Annotated in this window: 19 protein-coding genes; 8 read left to right on the top strand and 11 right to left on the bottom strand. The window is 65.6% G+C overall.

The window, feature by feature from the left end:
• Window positions 1-123: 123 nt before the first annotated feature.
• The 3 genes from FHU31_RS13390 to FHU31_RS13400 all read left to right on the top strand — a co-directional run bounded on the left by FHU31_RS13390 (window position 124) and on the right by FHU31_RS13400 (window position 1,654).
• Entirely contained in the window at window positions 124-678 is a 555-nt protein-coding gene (locus tag FHU31_RS13390; protein WP_263988093.1) for a GNAT family N-acetyltransferase, read from the top strand.
• A gap of 191 nt (window positions 679-869) precedes the next feature.
• Window positions 870-1,070 (top strand): PASTA domain-containing protein, encoded by a 201-nt coding sequence (locus FHU31_RS32185; RefSeq protein ID WP_409371247.1) that lies wholly within the window; start codon window positions 870-872, stop codon window positions 1,068-1,070.
• A gap of 104 nt (window positions 1,071-1,174) precedes the next feature.
• Window positions 1,175-1,654 carry a GNAT family N-acetyltransferase gene (locus FHU31_RS13400; protein ID WP_167158954.1) on the top strand — a complete coding sequence of 160 codons (480 nt, stop codon included), beginning with the start codon at window positions 1,175-1,177 and terminating at the stop codon, window positions 1,652-1,654.
• Window positions 1,655-1,804: 150 nt separating this feature from the next.
• Here FHU31_RS13400 and FHU31_RS13405 read toward each other — a convergent pair whose 3' ends face one another.
• The 4 genes from FHU31_RS13405 to FHU31_RS13420 form a co-directional block, all read right to left on the bottom strand.
• Window positions 1,805-2,311, bottom strand: coding sequence for a P-loop NTPase family protein (locus FHU31_RS13405; RefSeq protein WP_208410219.1), 507 nt, complete (start codon window positions 2,309-2,311; stop codon window positions 1,805-1,807).
• Between the two features lie 45 nt (window positions 2,312-2,356).
• Window positions 2,357-3,487 (bottom strand): FAD-dependent oxidoreductase, encoded by a 1,131-nt coding sequence (locus FHU31_RS13410; RefSeq protein WP_167158956.1) that lies wholly within the window; start codon window positions 3,485-3,487, stop codon window positions 2,357-2,359.
• 215 nt (window positions 3,488-3,702) lie between these two features.
• A complete protein-coding gene (locus tag FHU31_RS13415; RefSeq protein WP_167158958.1) occupies window positions 3,703-4,119 on the bottom strand; it encodes a hypothetical protein in 417 nt (138 codons plus the stop codon).
• 46 nt (window positions 4,120-4,165) lie between these two features.
• Window positions 4,166-4,765, bottom strand: a complete 600-nt coding sequence (locus tag FHU31_RS13420; protein WP_167158960.1) for a TetR/AcrR family transcriptional regulator — start codon at window positions 4,763-4,765, stop codon at window positions 4,166-4,168.
• Window positions 4,766-4,902: 137 nt separating this feature from the next.
• Here FHU31_RS13420 and FHU31_RS13425 point away from each other — a divergent pair, with 137 nt between their 5' ends.
• Both FHU31_RS13425 and FHU31_RS13430 read left to right on the top strand, forming a co-directional pair.
• Window positions 4,903-6,009, top strand: a complete 1,107-nt coding sequence (locus FHU31_RS13425; RefSeq protein ID WP_167161005.1) for a 3-ketosteroid-9-alpha-monooxygenase, oxygenase component — start codon at window positions 4,903-4,905, stop codon at window positions 6,007-6,009.
• Window positions 6,009-6,749 (top strand): SDR family NAD(P)-dependent oxidoreductase, encoded by a 741-nt coding sequence (locus FHU31_RS13430; protein WP_167158962.1) that lies wholly within the window; start codon window positions 6,009-6,011, stop codon window positions 6,747-6,749. Before FHU31_RS13425 ends, FHU31_RS13430 begins: the two co-directional genes overlap by 1 nt.
• 18 nt (window positions 6,750-6,767) lie before the next feature.
• Here the strand turns inward: FHU31_RS13430 and FHU31_RS13435 are convergent, their stop codons facing one another.
• From FHU31_RS13435 to FHU31_RS13455, 5 genes are all read right to left on the bottom strand, one after another.
• Complete coding sequence (locus tag FHU31_RS13435) at window positions 6,768-7,604, bottom strand: lytic transglycosylase domain-containing protein (protein WP_167158964.1); 837 nt, start codon at window positions 7,602-7,604, stop codon at window positions 6,768-6,770.
• 99 nt (window positions 7,605-7,703) lie between these two features.
• Window positions 7,704-8,822, bottom strand: coding sequence for an aminotransferase class V-fold PLP-dependent enzyme (locus tag FHU31_RS13440; protein ID WP_263988092.1), 1,119 nt, complete (start codon window positions 8,820-8,822; stop codon window positions 7,704-7,706).
• A complete protein-coding gene (locus FHU31_RS13445; protein WP_167158966.1) occupies window positions 8,809-9,246 on the bottom strand; it encodes a hypothetical protein in 438 nt (145 codons plus the stop codon). Before FHU31_RS13445 ends, FHU31_RS13440 begins: the two co-directional genes overlap by 14 nt.
• Entirely contained in the window at window positions 9,243-12,080 is a 2,838-nt protein-coding gene (locus FHU31_RS13450; protein WP_409371240.1) for an MMPL/RND family transporter, read from the bottom strand. Before FHU31_RS13450 ends, FHU31_RS13445 begins: the two co-directional genes overlap by 4 nt.
• Entirely contained in the window at window positions 12,077-12,520 is a 444-nt protein-coding gene (locus tag FHU31_RS13455) for an MmpS family transport accessory protein (protein WP_167158968.1), read from the bottom strand. The genes FHU31_RS13450 and FHU31_RS13455 overlap by 4 nt, the downstream gene beginning before the upstream one ends.
• A gap of 183 nt (window positions 12,521-12,703) precedes the next feature.
• Between FHU31_RS13455 and FHU31_RS13460 the strand changes: the two genes are divergently transcribed.
• On the top strand, window positions 12,704-13,183 hold the full coding sequence (locus FHU31_RS13460) for a MarR family transcriptional regulator (RefSeq protein ID WP_263988091.1): 480 nt from the start codon (window positions 12,704-12,706) through the stop codon (window positions 13,181-13,183).
• 1 nt (window position 13,184) lies between these two features.
• Here FHU31_RS13460 and FHU31_RS13465 read toward each other — a convergent pair whose 3' ends face one another.
• Window positions 13,185-13,553, bottom strand: a complete 369-nt coding sequence (locus FHU31_RS13465; protein WP_167158970.1) for a SpoIIAA family protein — start codon at window positions 13,551-13,553, stop codon at window positions 13,185-13,187.
• Between the two features lie 56 nt (window positions 13,554-13,609).
• Between FHU31_RS13465 and FHU31_RS13470 the strand changes: the two genes are divergently transcribed.
• Both FHU31_RS13470 and FHU31_RS13475 read left to right on the top strand, forming a co-directional pair.
• Entirely contained in the window at window positions 13,610-13,750 is a 141-nt protein-coding gene (locus FHU31_RS13470) for a hypothetical protein (RefSeq protein WP_167158972.1), read from the top strand.
• 156 nt (window positions 13,751-13,906) lie between these two features.
• Entirely contained in the window at window positions 13,907-15,040 is a 1,134-nt protein-coding gene (locus tag FHU31_RS13475) for a glycoside hydrolase 5 family protein (RefSeq protein WP_167158974.1), read from the top strand.
• Here FHU31_RS13475 and FHU31_RS13480 read toward each other — a convergent pair.
• The gene (locus FHU31_RS13480) at window positions 15,011-15,934 is read right to left on the bottom strand and encodes an alpha/beta fold hydrolase (protein ID WP_167158976.1); all 924 of its coding nucleotides are present in this window, start codon (window positions 15,932-15,934) and stop codon (window positions 15,011-15,013) included. The genes FHU31_RS13475 and FHU31_RS13480 overlap by 30 nt on opposite strands.
• Between the last annotated feature and the right edge of the window lie 59 nt (window positions 15,935-15,993).

Raw genomic sequence — 15,993 nt, forward strand, 5'->3', positions numbered from 1 at the left:
GCGCCCTGGCGCGGTGGACAGCGGCCGACGAGGTGGCGGCAGTTCGGGTACAGGACCGGCGCGGCGGTTCAATGCCGGCCCGGTCGGTGCGTAATAGTGGATCCCGTGGCCGGTGGTTCAACAGTGACTGTGCCAGTCATCGACGGCGACCGGGTGGTGCTGAGAAAGGCACGCGACGGCGACGTCGAGGGCGTGATCGAGATCCAGGTTGATGCGCGCGTGCGTCGTTTCCTCGGCGGACCGCGGCCGGAACGTGATGTCCGGGCAGGGTTGGAATCGGTCGGCGCCGCGGAGCTGCTTGCGGGCGCAGGTTGCTATGTGGTGGCGTCTCAGGAGACCGACGAGATGTTGGGCACGATGGTGCTCGACCGGCGTGGACCGGAGATGCCAGGTCATCTTGACGATGGTGGAAACGAGCTGGAGTTGACGTATGTCTTCCGACGGCTTGCCTGGGGCAGGGGTTACGCAGTTGAAGCCGCCCGCTTGTTGCTGCGTGGCGCGGCTGCAGAGCTTTGCGATCAGCCGGTGCTGATCGTCACTCAAACGGCCAACCATGCATCTCTTCGCGTGGCTGAACGGCTGGGGTTCGCGATCGTTGACACGTTTGAGCAATGGGGTGCTGAACAGACCTTGGCGACCGCGCAGCTGCATGCATTTCGGGCCGGAAATTGGCGCTAGGCGCGTTTGCTACAGCATAGAATCCTGTGGTGCAGAGGCAGCCGCGGACCGCAGGCGCGGTGTTGCGAGCGGCGCTGCTCCCACTTGTTTTGCTGATTGCGGGCGCTGCGCAGGCGTGCTCGTCGAGTGATGGCCCACCGCAAGCAGTTCCGGCGAAGACATCCGCACCGGCGGTGGGCTCAATCCTTCTGATGCCAAATGTGACCGGTATGCAGTGGGCCGATGTCGATCGAAGCCTGCGCTCGGTCGGTTGGTCGGGCACCCTGGTGAAAGGACCAGACGTGAATGACGCGCGCTACCCGGCCGGCGTCGTAGCGTCACAAAGTCCGGCCCCAGGAGAGCATCTCGGAACAACCGACCCGATCACGGTGCATTTCGCCAATCCTGATTAAGGTGTTGGCTTCTCGGCGCCCACCGACGCATGTGAGTGTGACGCGAACCTGGCGAAGCGCGAAAAGGCGATGAGTTTCGCCGGCGGGACTGTCAGAATCGCACTATGTCTCAGGATCCGCCGGTGCGGTTGCGTGCCGCTACGACCGCTGACGAAGCCTTTGTGGTCGAGATGGCTCGCCATGCCTGCATCATCGAGGACTGGCCGCTCCCTGATCCGGATGACGACGAGGTGCTCAGCATGTTGCCGCCGCCAGGTGAGATACCGATTATCGCCGAAGACCAGGACGGTGAACTGGTAGGGGCGACATGGACATGGCACAACGATCCGCCGCTTCGTCGCGCCGCCAACGGTAAATCGATCCCCGAACTGTGCATCGGCGTGGCGCCCGGCCGTCGCGGGGCGGGTATCGGTGGTGCGCTCTTGGACGCGTTGTTCGCTCGATGCGCGCAGTCCATGGACGAGATGTGCACCAATGTCCACGTACGGAACCCGGCTCAACGTCTATACCAACGCAAGGGTTTCACGACGATTGGTCAGGGCCGCGGGCCGCTGGGCTTGGCGATGCTCAAGGATCTGCGTTGAGCGTGAGCGGAAGCAACGCGGTGGAAGATTACGGTGCCGTTATGGGCAGTCGTGCGTGCGCCGGTATCGCTACGTACGGAGCGCAGCTTGTTGAACCCAGTGGGTGGTATCGCGCCGGGAGGTCAAGCGAACGACGTGCAGGTGCGGATGCTACGCATCAACGGCCGGTAGCCGGTCCCGGGACTTGTTCCGCGTCCGGATTCCCCAGCGCATGATGTGGTCGGGGTCGCTGAAGAACTTGTGCAGCGGCCCTTCGTAGTTGCCGTTCCACAGCTGCTCCCGGCGTAACCGCCTGCGTACCGTGCGCAGCGTCAGCTGGTACAGGGTGCGTGGTGTGGGAAGGTCGAGCCACAACATCGTGTCAGCGCGCTCCACGATCTGGTCACGGACCGTGGCATACTGCCACTCGATGATCCACGCGTCTGCGGCGATGATCCTCTGCACGTCGGTGATGAACTCATCTCGGGGTGACCAGTTGGGACCGTGGAACAGGCCATCGAGTTCGACGTACGGGAGCCCGAGGCGGTGGGAAAGGCTGGTGGCCAACGTTGTTTTCCCCGATCCGCTTACTCCCGCGATCGCGATGCGCCGTGGCTGCCAGGTGATCGGGTCATGGGCGGACAACACGGCGCCGATCCTGAACCAGCGCCGCGACAAGCCGTGAGTCTGACGGGTTTGCCGATGCCGCTTCTCGGTGAACGTTCACGTGAGCAGCCGGGCGAACAGATCGATAGTGCTGCGGGGTGCGTCAGGACCGAAGAACCGCTGCAGGTTCTCTGCACTGCGCCGGGCGACCTCGGCGCTACGCGGGAAGAGCGCCTTCTCGTAAGCGGTCAATGCCCCCTCGATATCGGCGGGGTGCGTGGCGATCTGGAGGGCCAGCGCTGCGCCGTCGAACATGGCGAGATTGGCGCCCTCGCCGGCGAACGGCGACATGAGGTGGGCAGCATCGCCGATAAGCGTCACACCCGGCACCCGTTCCCAGCGATGTGTCGTGGGTAGAGCGTAGATCGGGCGCAGTAGGGGATCGCTCATGTTGTCCAAGACCAGCCTGGTCAGCGCAGGGGCCCAGTGCTCGAAGCGGCGGGCCACCAGTGCCCGCATCGCGGCCGGGCCGGCGGTGTCGACGGCCGCGACCAGCTCGAGCGGGGTGTTGATGGCGACGTAACCGCTGAGCGTGTCATCGGCGTTGTGGTGGGCCAAGATGCCCTGCCCGGGGGCCACCGCCATAAGCGTGCCACGGCCGATGACCTCAGCGCTCTCGCGGGAGAGCAGTTGTCTAGCGGCAGAGTAGATCTCGATGAAGCAGGTGCCCGTATAGGCCGGCTCGGCGGTGGAGAGGCTTCGGCGCACTCTCGACCAGGCGCCGTCAGCGCCTACGACGATCTCCGCCGTGATTGTTGAGCCGTCGGCGAAGTGCACCGCAGGGCGGCAGCCGGGGGCGGTGAGTACGCCGGTCGCCTTGCGTCCCCAGTGGATCGTGCCTTCAGGAAGCGAGGCGATCAGCATGGTGCGCAGCTCGCCGCGGTCCACCTCGGGCCTGGTGTCGAGGTTGCTGCCGCCCCAGTCGAACAGGACGGTGCCGTTGCGGTCGGTGATGCGTTTGGCGTCGTGGCCTGGGCGGATGAGGCTGCGAAACGGCTCGAAAAGACCGGCCTCGCGTAGGGCCGCCTGCCCGGTGGGTGGGTGAATGTCCAGCAGGCCGCCCTGGGCGCGCACCTCGGCCGAGGCTTCGGCATCGTAAATTGCGGCGGGTATGCCATGGCGATGCAGTGTGCGGGCCAGTAGCAGGCCTCCCAGTCCGGCCCCAATGATGGCTATCGATAATGACATTCAGCGCTCCTCGGTGACGGCACGACGGGTGTCGGGCTGTTCGGTCAAAGGGCGCTGGGTGGCCGAGACTGTGAGACTTGGCAACCGTGTCGACGACCGGCTGAGCGGTCGCTTTTCGCGTTGACCGCCAAGGTACACGGAGCCGATCGACCCGACAACTCGCCAATGCCTGGTGATGGCGATACCGCTGTGCGTCGGCACATGCCGTGGCCGACTTATCCGCTGATAGGCCCGGCCAGCGCGGCAATCCTCCAGGCGGCCCACAGTGTGGTTCCCTGCGCGAGGACGCCGATCAGCGGCAGCCAGAATCCGATTCTGTTGCGCCCCAACTGGATGAGTCCAATACCGGAGAACAGACCGGCCGGTGCCATCGATGCGAGCGCGATCCACATGGCGTAGTTGATCCACTTTTCGTCGCCGCACGTCTGGTAGGCGCAGTTGTCGATGCTCATCGGTATGGCCATGAAGCTCATGAACGCAAGCAGAGCCCCGCCAACCTGGACCGCGATCAACAGCAGGCAGGCGGTGACATCAGCGATCCGGACACCACGGGAGGGTTGGCGAGCGTGCTCTCTGGCGGCGATGGCGGCGGCGATGTCATCTCTGCCTAAGGGCTCGCTGTCGGCGCTCATGGCATCTCACAATATTGGGGAGCAGGAGACTGATCGGTGGCCGGCGTCACCGGGCAGCCGCCACCGCCGGAACGGGAGCCGTCAGCATCGCGGCGAGCATTTCGATGACCTCGTCCAGACTTCCGGCGCAGTTCGATGGACTGCCTGCCGTCCGTTCGAGTTCGGCGAGCAGCGCGAACATCGCGGTACCCAGCGCTGCGACCCGACGTCGGCGCGCAAAGGAGTCGCTCGTCGGGATCATGCGGGCCAGGCGGTCGAGCACCTCACTCCACGCCGAATCCTCGGCGCTGTCGGTATCGGTCGGCAAGTAGACGGCGGCCGCCCTGAGAAACTGTGCATAGCAGTCGCTTTCGACTGTCGTCAGCGGCAAGACCAGCACTCTCAACAGGGCGTGCACGTCATGGCCGGCAGCGGGTCCCAGCGCGTCGAGCATGAGACGTCGTTCGCGTTCCATCGGCTGGAGTCGACGTTGCACCACGGCGTCGATCAACTCCTGGCGATTGCGGAAGTAGTAGTTGACCGCGGAGTTGTTGCGCTGGCCGGCGGCCTGTGCGATATCGCGCAACGGCACCTGGGCGCCGCGCTCTGCGATCAGCCGTTCGGCTGCGTCCAAGATTGCCGTTCGGGCCTGCTGACCTCGCCTCATGGGCAGAATAATAATCGCACCTGACAAAATAAGCATCTGTGCTTAAAGTGTGAGGTGCGGAAAGAGGAGGCGCCATCGTGGCTGCAGGCAACAACGACATCCGGGATGACGTCCGGGAGATCGACACGGGCGCGCCCATGGAACGCTTCGCGCGCGGCTGGCACTGCGTCGGATTGGCCGAGGACTTCCGGGACGGACAACCGCACGCCGTCAACGCATTCGGAACGCGTCTGGTGGTCTTCGCTGATTCGCACGGCGACCTCCAGGTGCTGGATGCCTACTGCCGGCACATGGGTGGCGATCTCTCGCGGGGTTCGGTGAAGGGCGACTCGGTGGCGTGCCCGTTCCACGATTGGCGCTGGCAAGGCTCGACCGGCAAGTGCTCCCTGGTGCCGTACGCCAAGCGCACACCGCGGCTGGCCCGCACCCGACGATGGCCCACCGGCGAGGTCAACGGCCAGTTGTTGGTGTGGCACGACCCCGAAGGCTCCGCGCCGCCGCCCGAATTGTTCCCCCCGACCATCGAGGGGTACGACGAGGGGCAGTGGTCACCGTGGTCGTGGAACTCGATCCCCATCGAGGGCTCGCACTGCCGCGAGATCGTCGACAACAACGTCGACATGGCGCACTTCTTCTACATTCACCACGCCTACCCGACCTACTTCAAGAACGTCATCGAAGGGCACACCGCCTCGCAGTTCATGGAGTCCAAGGCCCGCCCGGACACCACCAAGAATTACGAGAAGCTCTGGGAGGGAACGAAGCTGCGCTCGGAGGCCACCTACTTCGGCCCCGCCTACATGATCAACTGGCTGCACAACGACGTTGCCCCCGATTTCACCATCGAGGTCGCCCTGATCAACTGCCACTACCCGGTGTCGCACGATTCCTTCGTGCTGCAGTGGGGCGTCGCGGTGCAGCTGATCCCGGGCATGCCCGCCGAGAACGCCACGAAGCTCGCCACGGCGATGAACAAATCGTTCGGCGAGGGCTTCCTGGAGGATGTCGAGATCTGGAAACACAAGAGCCGCATCGAGAATCCGTTGCTCACCGAAGAGGACGGCGCGGTCTATCAGCACCGGCGCTGGTATGAACAGTTCTACGTCGACGCCGCCGACGTCACCAGCGATATGACCGACCGCTTCGAGTTGGAAGTGGACACCCACCACGCCAACGAATTCTGGCACCAGGAGGTCGCCGAGAACCTGCAACAGGCAGAGGGCGCCAAGGCGGACGCCCACTGATGCCGGCGCTGAAGGACAAGGTCGCCTTCGTGACGGGCGCCTCATCAGGTCTTGGGGCCGAGACCGCCCGCCTGTTATCACGCCAGGGGGCAACGGTTTTCGGGATCGCCCGCGATGCCACGCGGCTTGCGGAGGTCTTCGCGGACGTGGAGCGCGGCTCGCACGCCGTGGTCGACGTGACATCCGCTCAGGCCTGCCGCGACGCCATCGAACAGTGCGTCACGCAATGGGGCGGTCTGGACATCCTGATCAACGTCGCGGGGCGACACCAGATGCGCCGAACGGAAACGCTCACCGACGAGGACTGGGCCGACGACCTCGCCGTCAATCTCAGCGGACCGTCCTATCTGTGTCGGGCGGCGCTGCCGCACCTGCTCGCTCGCGGCGGCAACATCGTCAACGTCGCCTCCATCGCCGGTGTCGAAGGCCAGGCGTACTCGGCCGGCTACTGTGCGGCCAAGCACGGACTGATCGGGCTCACCCGTGCGCTGGCAGTGGAGTACACCGCGGAACGCCTGCGGGTCAATGCCGTATGCCCAGGTGGCATGCTGACCCCGCAGATCGAGCAATTCAGTCCGCCCGAGGATCCAAACTACGACCTGATCATGCGTACGGCGGCGCCGCGCGGCTTGATGCCACCACTCCACGTGGCCAACGTGATCGCCTTCCTCGCCAGTGACGCCGCCGCGGCCGTCCACGGCGCGGTCTACCGCGTCGACAACGGCAAGGGCGCCGGATAGTCGGCACCGGCTGACGCGCTACTGCGGGTGCACCGTGAGGTATTTGTCCACCGGGATCGGCGCGTCGGCGGCGTAACCGATCGGTAGCAGTACGTCACCGGCGGTCGTCACGTAGTAGACCTCCCAACGGTAGAAGGTGGGGAACGCCGCCGGGTCAGCCGCCATGGCCGTGGCGTAGTCGTCGACCGCGCGGACGTACTCGTCGGCGTGGTTGTAGCGGAACAGCGCGCGATCATGGTCGTCGGCAAAGCCATTGGCGGCCAGGTATCGACCGGCCGCCATGATGCTGTCGCGCGGTGACCGGATATCACCGTCGCCGTAGGAGGCGAAGGTGGACGGCATGAACTGCATCGGTCCCTGCGCGCCCGCCACACTGTCCCCGGCGATGCTGCCGAACCGGGTCTCGACCAGGTTGATCGCGGCCAGGTAGTTCCACCCGACGCCGGAGGCCGCCTCGGATTCGCGGTAGTAGTTCATCAGCTCGTCGGCCGGGGCGGGCGGGACGATGCGCCACGCGGGCACGGTGTCTTTGGGGTGCGCCATCGCGGCGAGTTGCCGGCGGGCATCGATATTGCGGTCGTAGCCCTCCAGAAGCTCGGCCGGGATCCGCGGCCGGATGATCCCGTCCCATTCGGGGTGGCGGCCGATGGCCCGGTAGGCCACCTGCTGGCGCCGGGCGGCTTGGCTCAGCGCCGGTTCGGCCGTGGCCGGGTCGCGCAGCGCCCGTTCGTCGGTGACCAGATCGTCGGCCAGCTGCGCCGGATCGGCAGCCAACGGTGGTGGGGCCCCGGGCGCCGTCATCGTCTCGTCCAGCATGGCGGCACGCGGCGGGGAAGCCGCCGGCGTGGCCGGCATCGGTCCTGATTGTGGTGCGGGAGAAGAACATCCGATGAGGATGACGGTGACGAGCAGCAGCGGCGCAACGACTACCTGGCAGCGGCGCACAGTAGTAGTCTAGGTGCCGCCGAGGGACTTGAGTGCCGATTGCAGCAGCGCCACGGTCTGCGGCGGCGTCGAGGCGTGTGGCGAAAGCCTGACGTGTTCGCGCCGGACGGTCGCCGCGATGCCCGCCGCCGAGAGCGCGGCACCGACGTCGGGCGCCGGATGGCCGGGCATCGTGAACGCGAGGATTCCGGCGCGCCGCTGCGTATCGGAGACGATCTGTGCGCCCAGGGACCGCAGCATCTGCTCCAACACGGTCACTCGTTCGGCGATGCGTCCGGCGATCGCGGCCACGCCGGTCTGCTCGACGAGTTCGAGGGCGGCCGCGAACGCACCGGAGGTGACCGGGCTGAGGTGGGTGATCGCCCACCCGGCCGCGGTGGGTTCCGGCGGGTGGACCATGTCGTCGAAGACGTCGGCGTCACGGGCACCCGTCCATCCCGAAAGGATGGGTTCCATGACGTCGAGGGCACGATCGGAGAGCACCGCGAACCCGGTGCCCCATCCGGCGCGCAGCCACTTCTGGCCGCCGACGACGAGCACATCGGCCACTTCCCACGGCTCGTCGGTGCTGCCGAAGCCCTGAATCCCATCGATGACCAGCAGGCGGTCCCCGACGACGTCACGCAGCGCGGCCAGATCTGCCCGGTAGCCGGTCCGGAAGTCCACGGCGCTCAGCGCGACGAGCGAGATGCTCGGTGTCAGTGCCCCGGCCACCAGCTCGGGGGTGGCAGGCCCGGAGTCCATCTGCCGCACCGCGAGGCGCCCTGCCTGTTCGGCTCGGCGCCACGGATAGGTGTTGGCGGGGAACTCGCTCGGTGAGATGAGGACCTCGCTGCCCGCCGGTGCGTGGAACGCGGCCTGGAACAAGCCGAAGCTGGTGTTCGGCACCAGCACGACGTGGCCGACGTCGGTCCCGGTCAACCGGGCGACGGCGGCTTTGGCCCGATGCTCCTGCCGCATCAGGTCATGGACGGTGCCCACGCCTGCGGTGGCGACCTGCTCCAGCAGCTCGGTGGTGGTCTCCCTCACCGCGCGCGAGGGTGGCCCGACCCGCGCGAAGTCGAGGTAGCCGGCGGGTTCGTCGAACTGGCGCAGGTAGTCGTCGAGGATGCCGTCACTCTTCCACACGCTGGGCTGCAAGCTTCGGTAGCCGCCGTTTCAGGCCGGCGCTCTTGAGCATCCGGATGCCCAGATTGGTGGAGGTGAACATCGGGATGACGCCGAGGAACGTGCGTTCGGAAGGCCGTAGGCCGTGCAGATGTTCGAGGCTGCCGAACACGTAGAAGCAGCCGATGCTGAAGATGGTCAGGGGGATGCACAGCGCCAGGAACGACCCGCGATCGGTCACCGCCTGTCGCGCCAGCGTCACCTCCTCATCGGTCATCGGCTCACGTTTGCGCAGTTTGCGCAGCACCTCGGCGACCCCTCCGACGTCCTCGCTCAACGGCAGGGTGGGCCGTCGCACCAGACGCGCCACGAAGATCGACGCCAGGATGGCGAAGACCATCAAGGCCCCGAAGGAGACGATCGTCAGGGTCGCCCACAGGCTCATCGCCGCACCCCCGCGACATCGGACGGGGCTCGCAGTGGCCGGGTACGCACCAGCGTCGGCCACCAGAACCAGGGGCCCAGAATCCGGATCAGGCACGGCACGATGAAGGACCGCACGATCAGGGTGTCCAGCAGCAGGCCGATGCACACCGTCGTACCGACCTGCCCGATGGTGCGCAGATCGCTGGTGAGCATCGCCAGCATGGTGAACGCGAACACCAGCCCCGCCGAGGTCACCACGCCGCCGGTGCTGCCGAGCGCCCGGATGAGTCCGGTGTGCAACCCCGCGTGCACCTCCTCTTTGACGCGGGCGATCAGCAACAGGTTGTAGTCGGATCCGACCGCGACCAGGATGATGAACGTGATCGGCAGCACCAGCCAGTGCAGGTGCAGTCCGATCAGGTGTTGCCACACCAGCACCGAGAGCCCGAACGCGCCGGCGAACGAGAAGGCCACCGTGCCGGGAATCACCAAGGCGGCGATCAGACTTCGCGTGATGAACAACATGATCAGGAAGATCAGGATGAACGCGGCGATCGCCACGATCAGCAGATCTGACGCGCCGTACTGCTTGATGTCCTTGTTGTTGGATCCCGCGCCACCGATATAGATGCGCGACCCGGCCAGCGACGTCTCCTTCAGCGCCGCCTTGATGGCGTCGGGGAACTGTTCGACGTGCTCGACACCCTCGGGCCCCATGGCGTTGCCCTCATGCGTGACGATGAACCGCGCGGCCTTGCCGTCGGGTGAGATCATGAGTTTCATCCCGGTCTTGACGTCTTCGTTGTCGAAGGCCTCCCGGGGCATGTAGAAGAAGTCGTCGCTGCGAGATGCGTCGAAATCGTTGCCCACGTTGATCATGTCGTCGAAGGTCTGATCGGTCTGGGTGGACTGCAGGTGTGACGGGCCGTAGGAGTTCACGATGACGGCCTGCAGGGCCTGCGTCTGGTCTCGCTGGATCTTCAGCTGGGTGATCATCTGCGGCATCAGTGCATCGATGGCCTGGAAGTCGGCGGTCGCGTTGGCGATCTGGGCGTTGAGCGCGTCGATGCCGTCCAACCCGTCGAACAGCGACTTGAAGGCGTAGCACACCGGAATGTCGAAACAGTGTGGCTCCCAGTAGAAGTAGTTCTTCAGCGGTCGCATGAAGTCGTCGAGGTTGGCAACATCGGAGTTGACCTCGTCGGTGACCTGCTGCAGATTCTCGAAGGTGAGCACGGTGCTGTGCAGATCGTCGGCCATCTTCTGGGTGAGGTCGATCGTCTTGCCCAGTGTCGCGACGGTGTCCGCCTGGATCTGAGCCTGTTTGTCGGTATCGCCGTTGGCCTGCTGGTTGAACGGCAACTGCTGGCCGCTGCCGCTGCCCTGGGTGGTGAACAGGTACGGAATGCTGGCATGGTCCAGCGGCCGGCCCAGAGGCCGGGTGATGCTCTGCACCATCGCCACGCCGGGCAGCCGGATCAGCGCCTTGGCCACCCGGTCCAGCGAGATGAAATCGGCGGAGTTGCGCAGGTCGTGGTCGGACTCGACCATCAGCATCTCGGTGAACAGCTTGCTCGGGGCGAAGTGCCGGTCGGACGCGGCGAACCCCTGGTTGGCGGGTGCGTCGGCGGGTTGGTACGTGCGGTCGTCGTAGCTGACCCGATAGGTCGGCACGAAGACCGCTCCCAGCATGACGACGGCGCAGCTGGCGGCCAGAATCGGCACCGGCCAGCGCACGACACTGGCCGCGATCCGGCGGTAAAGATGGCCTCGGACAACCCGTTTCGGGTCGAACAAACCGAAGAGGCTGCCGACGGTCAGGATGGCCGGGCCGAGTGTCAGCGCCGCCGAGATCGTCAGCAACATCGCGATGGCGACCGCCGGGCCCATGGTGTGGAAGTAGTCCAGTCGCGCGAAGCTCAGGCAGAAGCCGGCGCCGGCGATGGTCAGGCCCGAACCGATGATGATGGGGGACACGCCCTTGTAGGCGGTGTAGTAGGCCTGCTCGCGGGTCTCGCCGGCCTGGCGGGCCTCGTGATAGCGGCCCAACAGGAAGATGCCGTAGTCGGTTCCGGCGCCGAGCGTCAGCGATACCACCATGTTCACCGCGAAGGAGGACAACGGGATGACACCGAAGTGCCCGAGCGTGGACACCACGCCCTTGGCGATCAGCATCTCGAACAGCACGCTGGCCAGCGGCACCAACACGGTGCTCGGGGAGCGGTAGACGATCAGCAGCATCGCGATGATCAGGAAGATCGTCACGATGGTGATGTTGTTGAGGCTGGAGTTGGCGATCGACAGGGTGTCCGAGGCCAAGGGTGCCGCACCGCTGACATAGACCTTGAGCCCCGGCGGCGGGGTGTCCTCGGCGACGATGTGCCGCACGGCGTCCACCGATTGGTTCGCCTGGATCTGGCCGATATCGCCGGCCAGTCGCAGCAGCACATACGTCGCCTTACCGTCGACACTCTGGGCGCCCGCCGCGGTGATCGGCTTGCCCCACAGGTCCATGACGTACTGCACGTGCCGGGTGTCGTGCTGCAGGCGCTGCACCAAGTCGTCGTAGTACCGGTGATCCTGCTCGCCCAACGGATGGTCGGCCTCCAACACCACCATGGTGAGACTGGTGGACGTGGATTCCTGGAACTTCTCGCCGATGTGCAACATCGCCACCTGCGACGGTGCGTAGGTCGGGATCATCGGACCGGCCAGTTCGGCGGCCACATCCTCCACCTTGGGGATGAAGGTGTTGGTGCTGACCGCGACCAGTCCCCAGAAGACGATGATCGGGATGGCCAGCAGGCGGACCGTCCGCGCGAAGAACGGGCGCTTGGCCTGATGTGCACTCACGCGGACTTCACCCGGCAGGTAACATCCGCGTTCTCCCTGGTGGCCGACTGCTGATCGCGGACCACACCGTTCACCAGCATGCGGCAGCCGACCTGGCCGCCCTTCACCTGTGCCGAGATGCTGCCGGACACGACGGTCAGCGTCGTGGTCTCGGTGTGTGACCACGGCAGTTCGGCGATGTCGACCTGGTGTGGATGGGCGTCCAAGTCGACGTAGACCAGCATGCCGCCACTGCCCAGGTCCCCGAACAACTCATAGGTGAGCTGTTTGGGGGTGAACTCCTCGGGAGCCTGCGGACCGTTGACCGCGATCACCGGTCCGGGGGCAGAGCTCTGGTGCACCTTCCACATGCAGACGGCGCCGACACTGACGGCGATGACGGCGACCAACGGTAACCAGGCCCGCTCCAACACAACCCTGCCGACTGAACGCTGGCTCACCCGCACACCCCGATCCATGCCGCGGCCTATCCGCGCGCAACGAAATCTATATCGCATACGGGATCTAAAATTGTTCCGAGAGGCAACGCGGGCCACAGGATTCACAGGCCATTGCCAGGAGATCTCGGCGTCACCAACGTGTCCGTGCCGTCAATTAATTCCTGCACATGATATAAATGCCAGGTGGCGGCCCCTTCCACCGGCGATGACGCGGCAGCAGTGTCGGCGATGATCGAGACGAGTACCGACCTCATGTGGCGGTACCTGGTGGACCGCGACGATCTGAGCGCCAGTGCGACCCTGGTACTCAACCGGCTGGACCGCGAGGGCCCGATGCGGCTGACTGCACTGGCCGAGGCCGAGGGATCCAGCCAATCGGGAATGACCCAGCTGGTGCAACGTATGGAGCGTCAGGGTCTGGTGGAACGCTGGAGTGACCCCGAGGACGGCCGAGTCTCGTTGGTGATGGTCGGCGCCGCCGGCCGGGAACTATGGGCCGGGCGCAAGGAGGTGCGCCTTGAGCGCATCGCCGATCTGCTGGACGGCCTGTCCGAGGACGACCGGGCGGCATTGTGGCTGGCCGCCCGCGTCGCGGCACGGTTGCTGGGGGAGATGCGTGAGCTCGCCGACATCCGGTTGGCGCGCCACGCGGGCGAGCGCTGAGCTATTGGGCAGCCCAGTGCTTGGCCTGGTCCAATTCGTCCAACCCGAAGATCGCGAGCTCACCAGGGACCATCCACGCCAGGGCGTGCAGGGTGTGTTTGACCCACTCCTTGTCGGACACCACCGCGACCCGCTTGAACGCCGAATGATGCTGCAGCAGCGTGCCGAAACCCAACTTCAGATCCGCGGCCAGGCCACCCGGGCCGAACCCCGCATAGTCCGCTGCGATGACCTCGACTATCCGGATCTCGCCGGCGTTGCCCAGTTGTTCCATGGTCGGCTGGAAGGCCCGCAAGTCGTCTCCGCTGATCCGGCCGGACACCCGGATCCCGGTCACGCCGGCGGGCATATCCTGCAATACCTCAATCATGTGGACTCCCATCCAAAAACCATTGCAGTGCAGTGCTTTTCCAAGTGGCTGCGTCGATGTCCTCGTCGACACTGAAGAAGATCGGCGCCGGCGATCTGGTCGGCTGGAATCAAGCGCTGTGCGAAGTCTATGAGCGTGGCGACATCTGCCTGTGCGAGCGCGGCGGGCGTAACGGCGAGGGCCGGCGCAGCGAGTAAGTACCGGAGGATTTCACGGCGAGCGGGGTACCGCACGCCTCGCATCTTACGGACGCTTCCGGGGGCGGGCGTCCGGTTATAACGATTCCCACGCCCATTGGTTGCTATTCGATAAGCGAGGCGGATTACCGAGTGTTGGCAAACTATGGTCGCCAAGTGGATCGTCGTACCGCCCTCAAATTGCCCCTGTTCCTGGCTGCCGGTGCTGCGCTGACCCACATACCCCTTGCCTCGGCAGATTCCGCGCGGTGGACCGCTGATCGCGCCAATGCCTGGTACAAAGCTCAAGATTGGCTGGTAGGCGCCAACTACATCCCGGCAAACGCGATCAACCAGATCGAGATGTGGCAGTCAGGCACGTACGACCCGCGCCGCATCGACGGCGAACTTCGCGTCGCCCAGCAGATCGGCTTCAACACCATGCGAGTGTTCCTGCACGATCAGCTGTGGGTGCAGGACCGTCCCGGCTTCGCGCGCAAGCTCGCGCAGTTCGTCAGCATCGCGGCCAGCCACGGCATCAAACCGCTGTTCGTGTTGTTCGATTCCTGCTGGGACCCGCACCCCAAGCTGGGACCCCAGCACGCGCCGGTTCCCGGCGTGCACAATTCCGGCTGGGTGCAGAGCCCGGGTGCAGCGCTGCTGGGGGATCAGCAATACCGGAAAGTGTTGTTGGACTACGTCACCGGCGTCATCGGCCTGTTCCGCAACGACACCAGGGTCTTGGGCTGGGATCTGTGGAACGAGCCCGACAACCCGGCGAAGGTCTACCGTAAATCGGAGCGGTCCGACAAGGTCGCGCTGGTGACGGCGCTGCTGCCGCAGGTGTTTCAATGGGCGCGGGCGGCCAACCCGGTCCAGCCCTTGACAAGTGGTGTCTGGCAGGGGAGTTGGGCGCCGGGCAAGCTCAGCGATATGGCACGGGTCCAGCTGGACAACTCCGATGTCATCAGCTTCCACTCGTATGGAAAGCCGGCAGACTTCGAGGATCGCGTCAACGAGCTGGTACCGCTGGGGCGTCCCCTGCTGTGCACCGAGTACCTGGCCCGACCGGAGGGCAGCACCATCGAGGCCATCCTTCCCATCGCCAAACGCCGCAATATCGGCATGTACAACTGGGGCCTGGTGGCGGGAAAGACACAGACCTACTTCCCGTGGGATTCCTGGGATCACCCGGACGCGGCCGAGCCCAAACTGTGGTTCCACGACCTGTTGTACCCCGATGGCCGCGCCTACCGGGCCAGCGAGATCCAGACCATCCAGTCACTCACCGGGCGGGTCGGCCAGACCTAGCTGGGCCAGGTAATCCAGGATCGCCACCGTCACGGCTTCGGGCTTGTCCACCTGCAGGAAATGTCCTGCGCCCGGGATGATCTGGACCTTGCTGCCGTCCGGTAGTTGTTTCTGCGCGTGCTCCAGGTAGCCGACCTGCATGCACCCGTCCTGATCGCCGTGGAGCAACAGCATGCTTACGCGGGGGAGGTCGAGTCGGTAGCGGTGCAGGCGCCGGTAGGGCGCCGTGGCCGGCGTAAAGCGGGCGTTCGCCCGGTAGTACGCGACGGCGGCCCGGCGGTGCGCCGGCGTGGGCAGCGCAGCCAACGTCCTGGCCACATCGCCGGCGACATCGGCGTGCCGCGGCGACCAGTCCTTCCACAACCGCGGGATCACCCGGCCCAGCACCCGCTCCGGCAGGAACGGAAGCTGGAAGAACAGGATGTACCAGCTGTTGCGCAGCTGGATCGCTGCCATCTTCGCCGTCCGGGCCAGCCCGAACGAGGAGCTGGCGATGACGCGGATCGGTGGCAGCGCCATCGAGATATGCGCCGCGAACGGCGAGTCGGGGTACGCGGCCAGCGCGTTGGCGGTCCAGCCTCCCCAGTCGTGGCCAATGAGCACCGCGTCCGCGGGAGCCCCGAGCGCGGCGTGCAGATCGATCAGGTCGGACATGAGTGCGCCCAAGTGATAGTCCCCGTCGGGCGCGGGACCGGTCGGGGCGTAACCCCGAGTGAACGGTGCGATGACGCGAAACCCCTTGTCGGCCAGTGCCGGTGCCACAAGACGCCAGCTGTGCGCGCTGTCGGGGAAGCCGTGCACACACACAGCCAGCCTGCCGTCGGACGGGCCCCACTCCAATGCCGTCATGCGCAGGTGCGGCAGGTCGAGTTCCAGGACACGGGGGTCGGCCATTTGCTGACCATACAAGATCTGTGATGTGTGTTGTCGCAGTAACTGGGAGTTCGAGGCCA

This window comes from Mycolicibacterium fluoranthenivorans, from assembly GCF_011758805.1.
GTDB lineage: Bacteria > Actinomycetota > Actinomycetes > Mycobacteriales > Mycobacteriaceae > Mycobacterium > Mycobacterium fluoranthenivorans.

Excerpts from the sequence above, each read along its gene's own strand:
- FHU31_RS32185 (WP_409371247.1), top strand. The coding sequence starts at position 870 with ATGCCAAATGTGACCGGTATGCAGTGGGCCGATGTCGATCGAAGCCTG.
- FHU31_RS13400 (WP_167158954.1), top strand. The coding sequence starts at position 1,175 with ATGTCTCAGGATCCGCCGGTGCGGTTGCGTGCCGCTACGACCGCTGAC.
- FHU31_RS13410 (WP_167158956.1), bottom strand. The coding sequence starts at position 3,487 with ATGTCATTATCGATAGCCATCATTGGGGCCGGACTGGGAGGCCTGCTA.
- FHU31_RS13415 (WP_167158958.1), bottom strand. The coding sequence starts at position 4,119 with ATGAGCGCCGACAGCGAGCCCTTAGGCAGAGATGACATCGCCGCCGCC.
- FHU31_RS13420 (WP_167158960.1), bottom strand. The coding sequence starts at position 4,765 with ATGAGGCGAGGTCAGCAGGCCCGAACGGCAATCTTGGACGCAGCCGAA.
- FHU31_RS13425 (WP_167161005.1), top strand. The coding sequence starts at position 4,903 with ATGGAACGCTTCGCGCGCGGCTGGCACTGCGTCGGATTGGCCGAGGAC.
- FHU31_RS13430 (WP_167158962.1), top strand. The coding sequence starts at position 6,009 with ATGCCGGCGCTGAAGGACAAGGTCGCCTTCGTGACGGGCGCCTCATCA.
- FHU31_RS13435 (WP_167158964.1), bottom strand. The coding sequence starts at position 7,604 with ATGCCGGCCACGCCGGCGGCTTCCCCGCCGCGTGCCGCCATGCTGGAC.
- FHU31_RS13445 (WP_167158966.1), bottom strand. The coding sequence starts at position 9,246 with ATGAGCCTGTGGGCGACCCTGACGATCGTCTCCTTCGGGGCCTTGATG.
- FHU31_RS13465 (WP_167158970.1), bottom strand. The coding sequence starts at position 13,553 with ATGATTGAGGTATTGCAGGATATGCCCGCCGGCGTGACCGGGATCCGG.
- FHU31_RS13470 (WP_167158972.1), top strand. The coding sequence starts at position 13,610 with ATGTCCTCGTCGACACTGAAGAAGATCGGCGCCGGCGATCTGGTCGGC.
- FHU31_RS13480 (WP_167158976.1), bottom strand. The coding sequence starts at position 15,934 with ATGGCCGACCCCCGTGTCCTGGAACTCGACCTGCCGCACCTGCGCATG.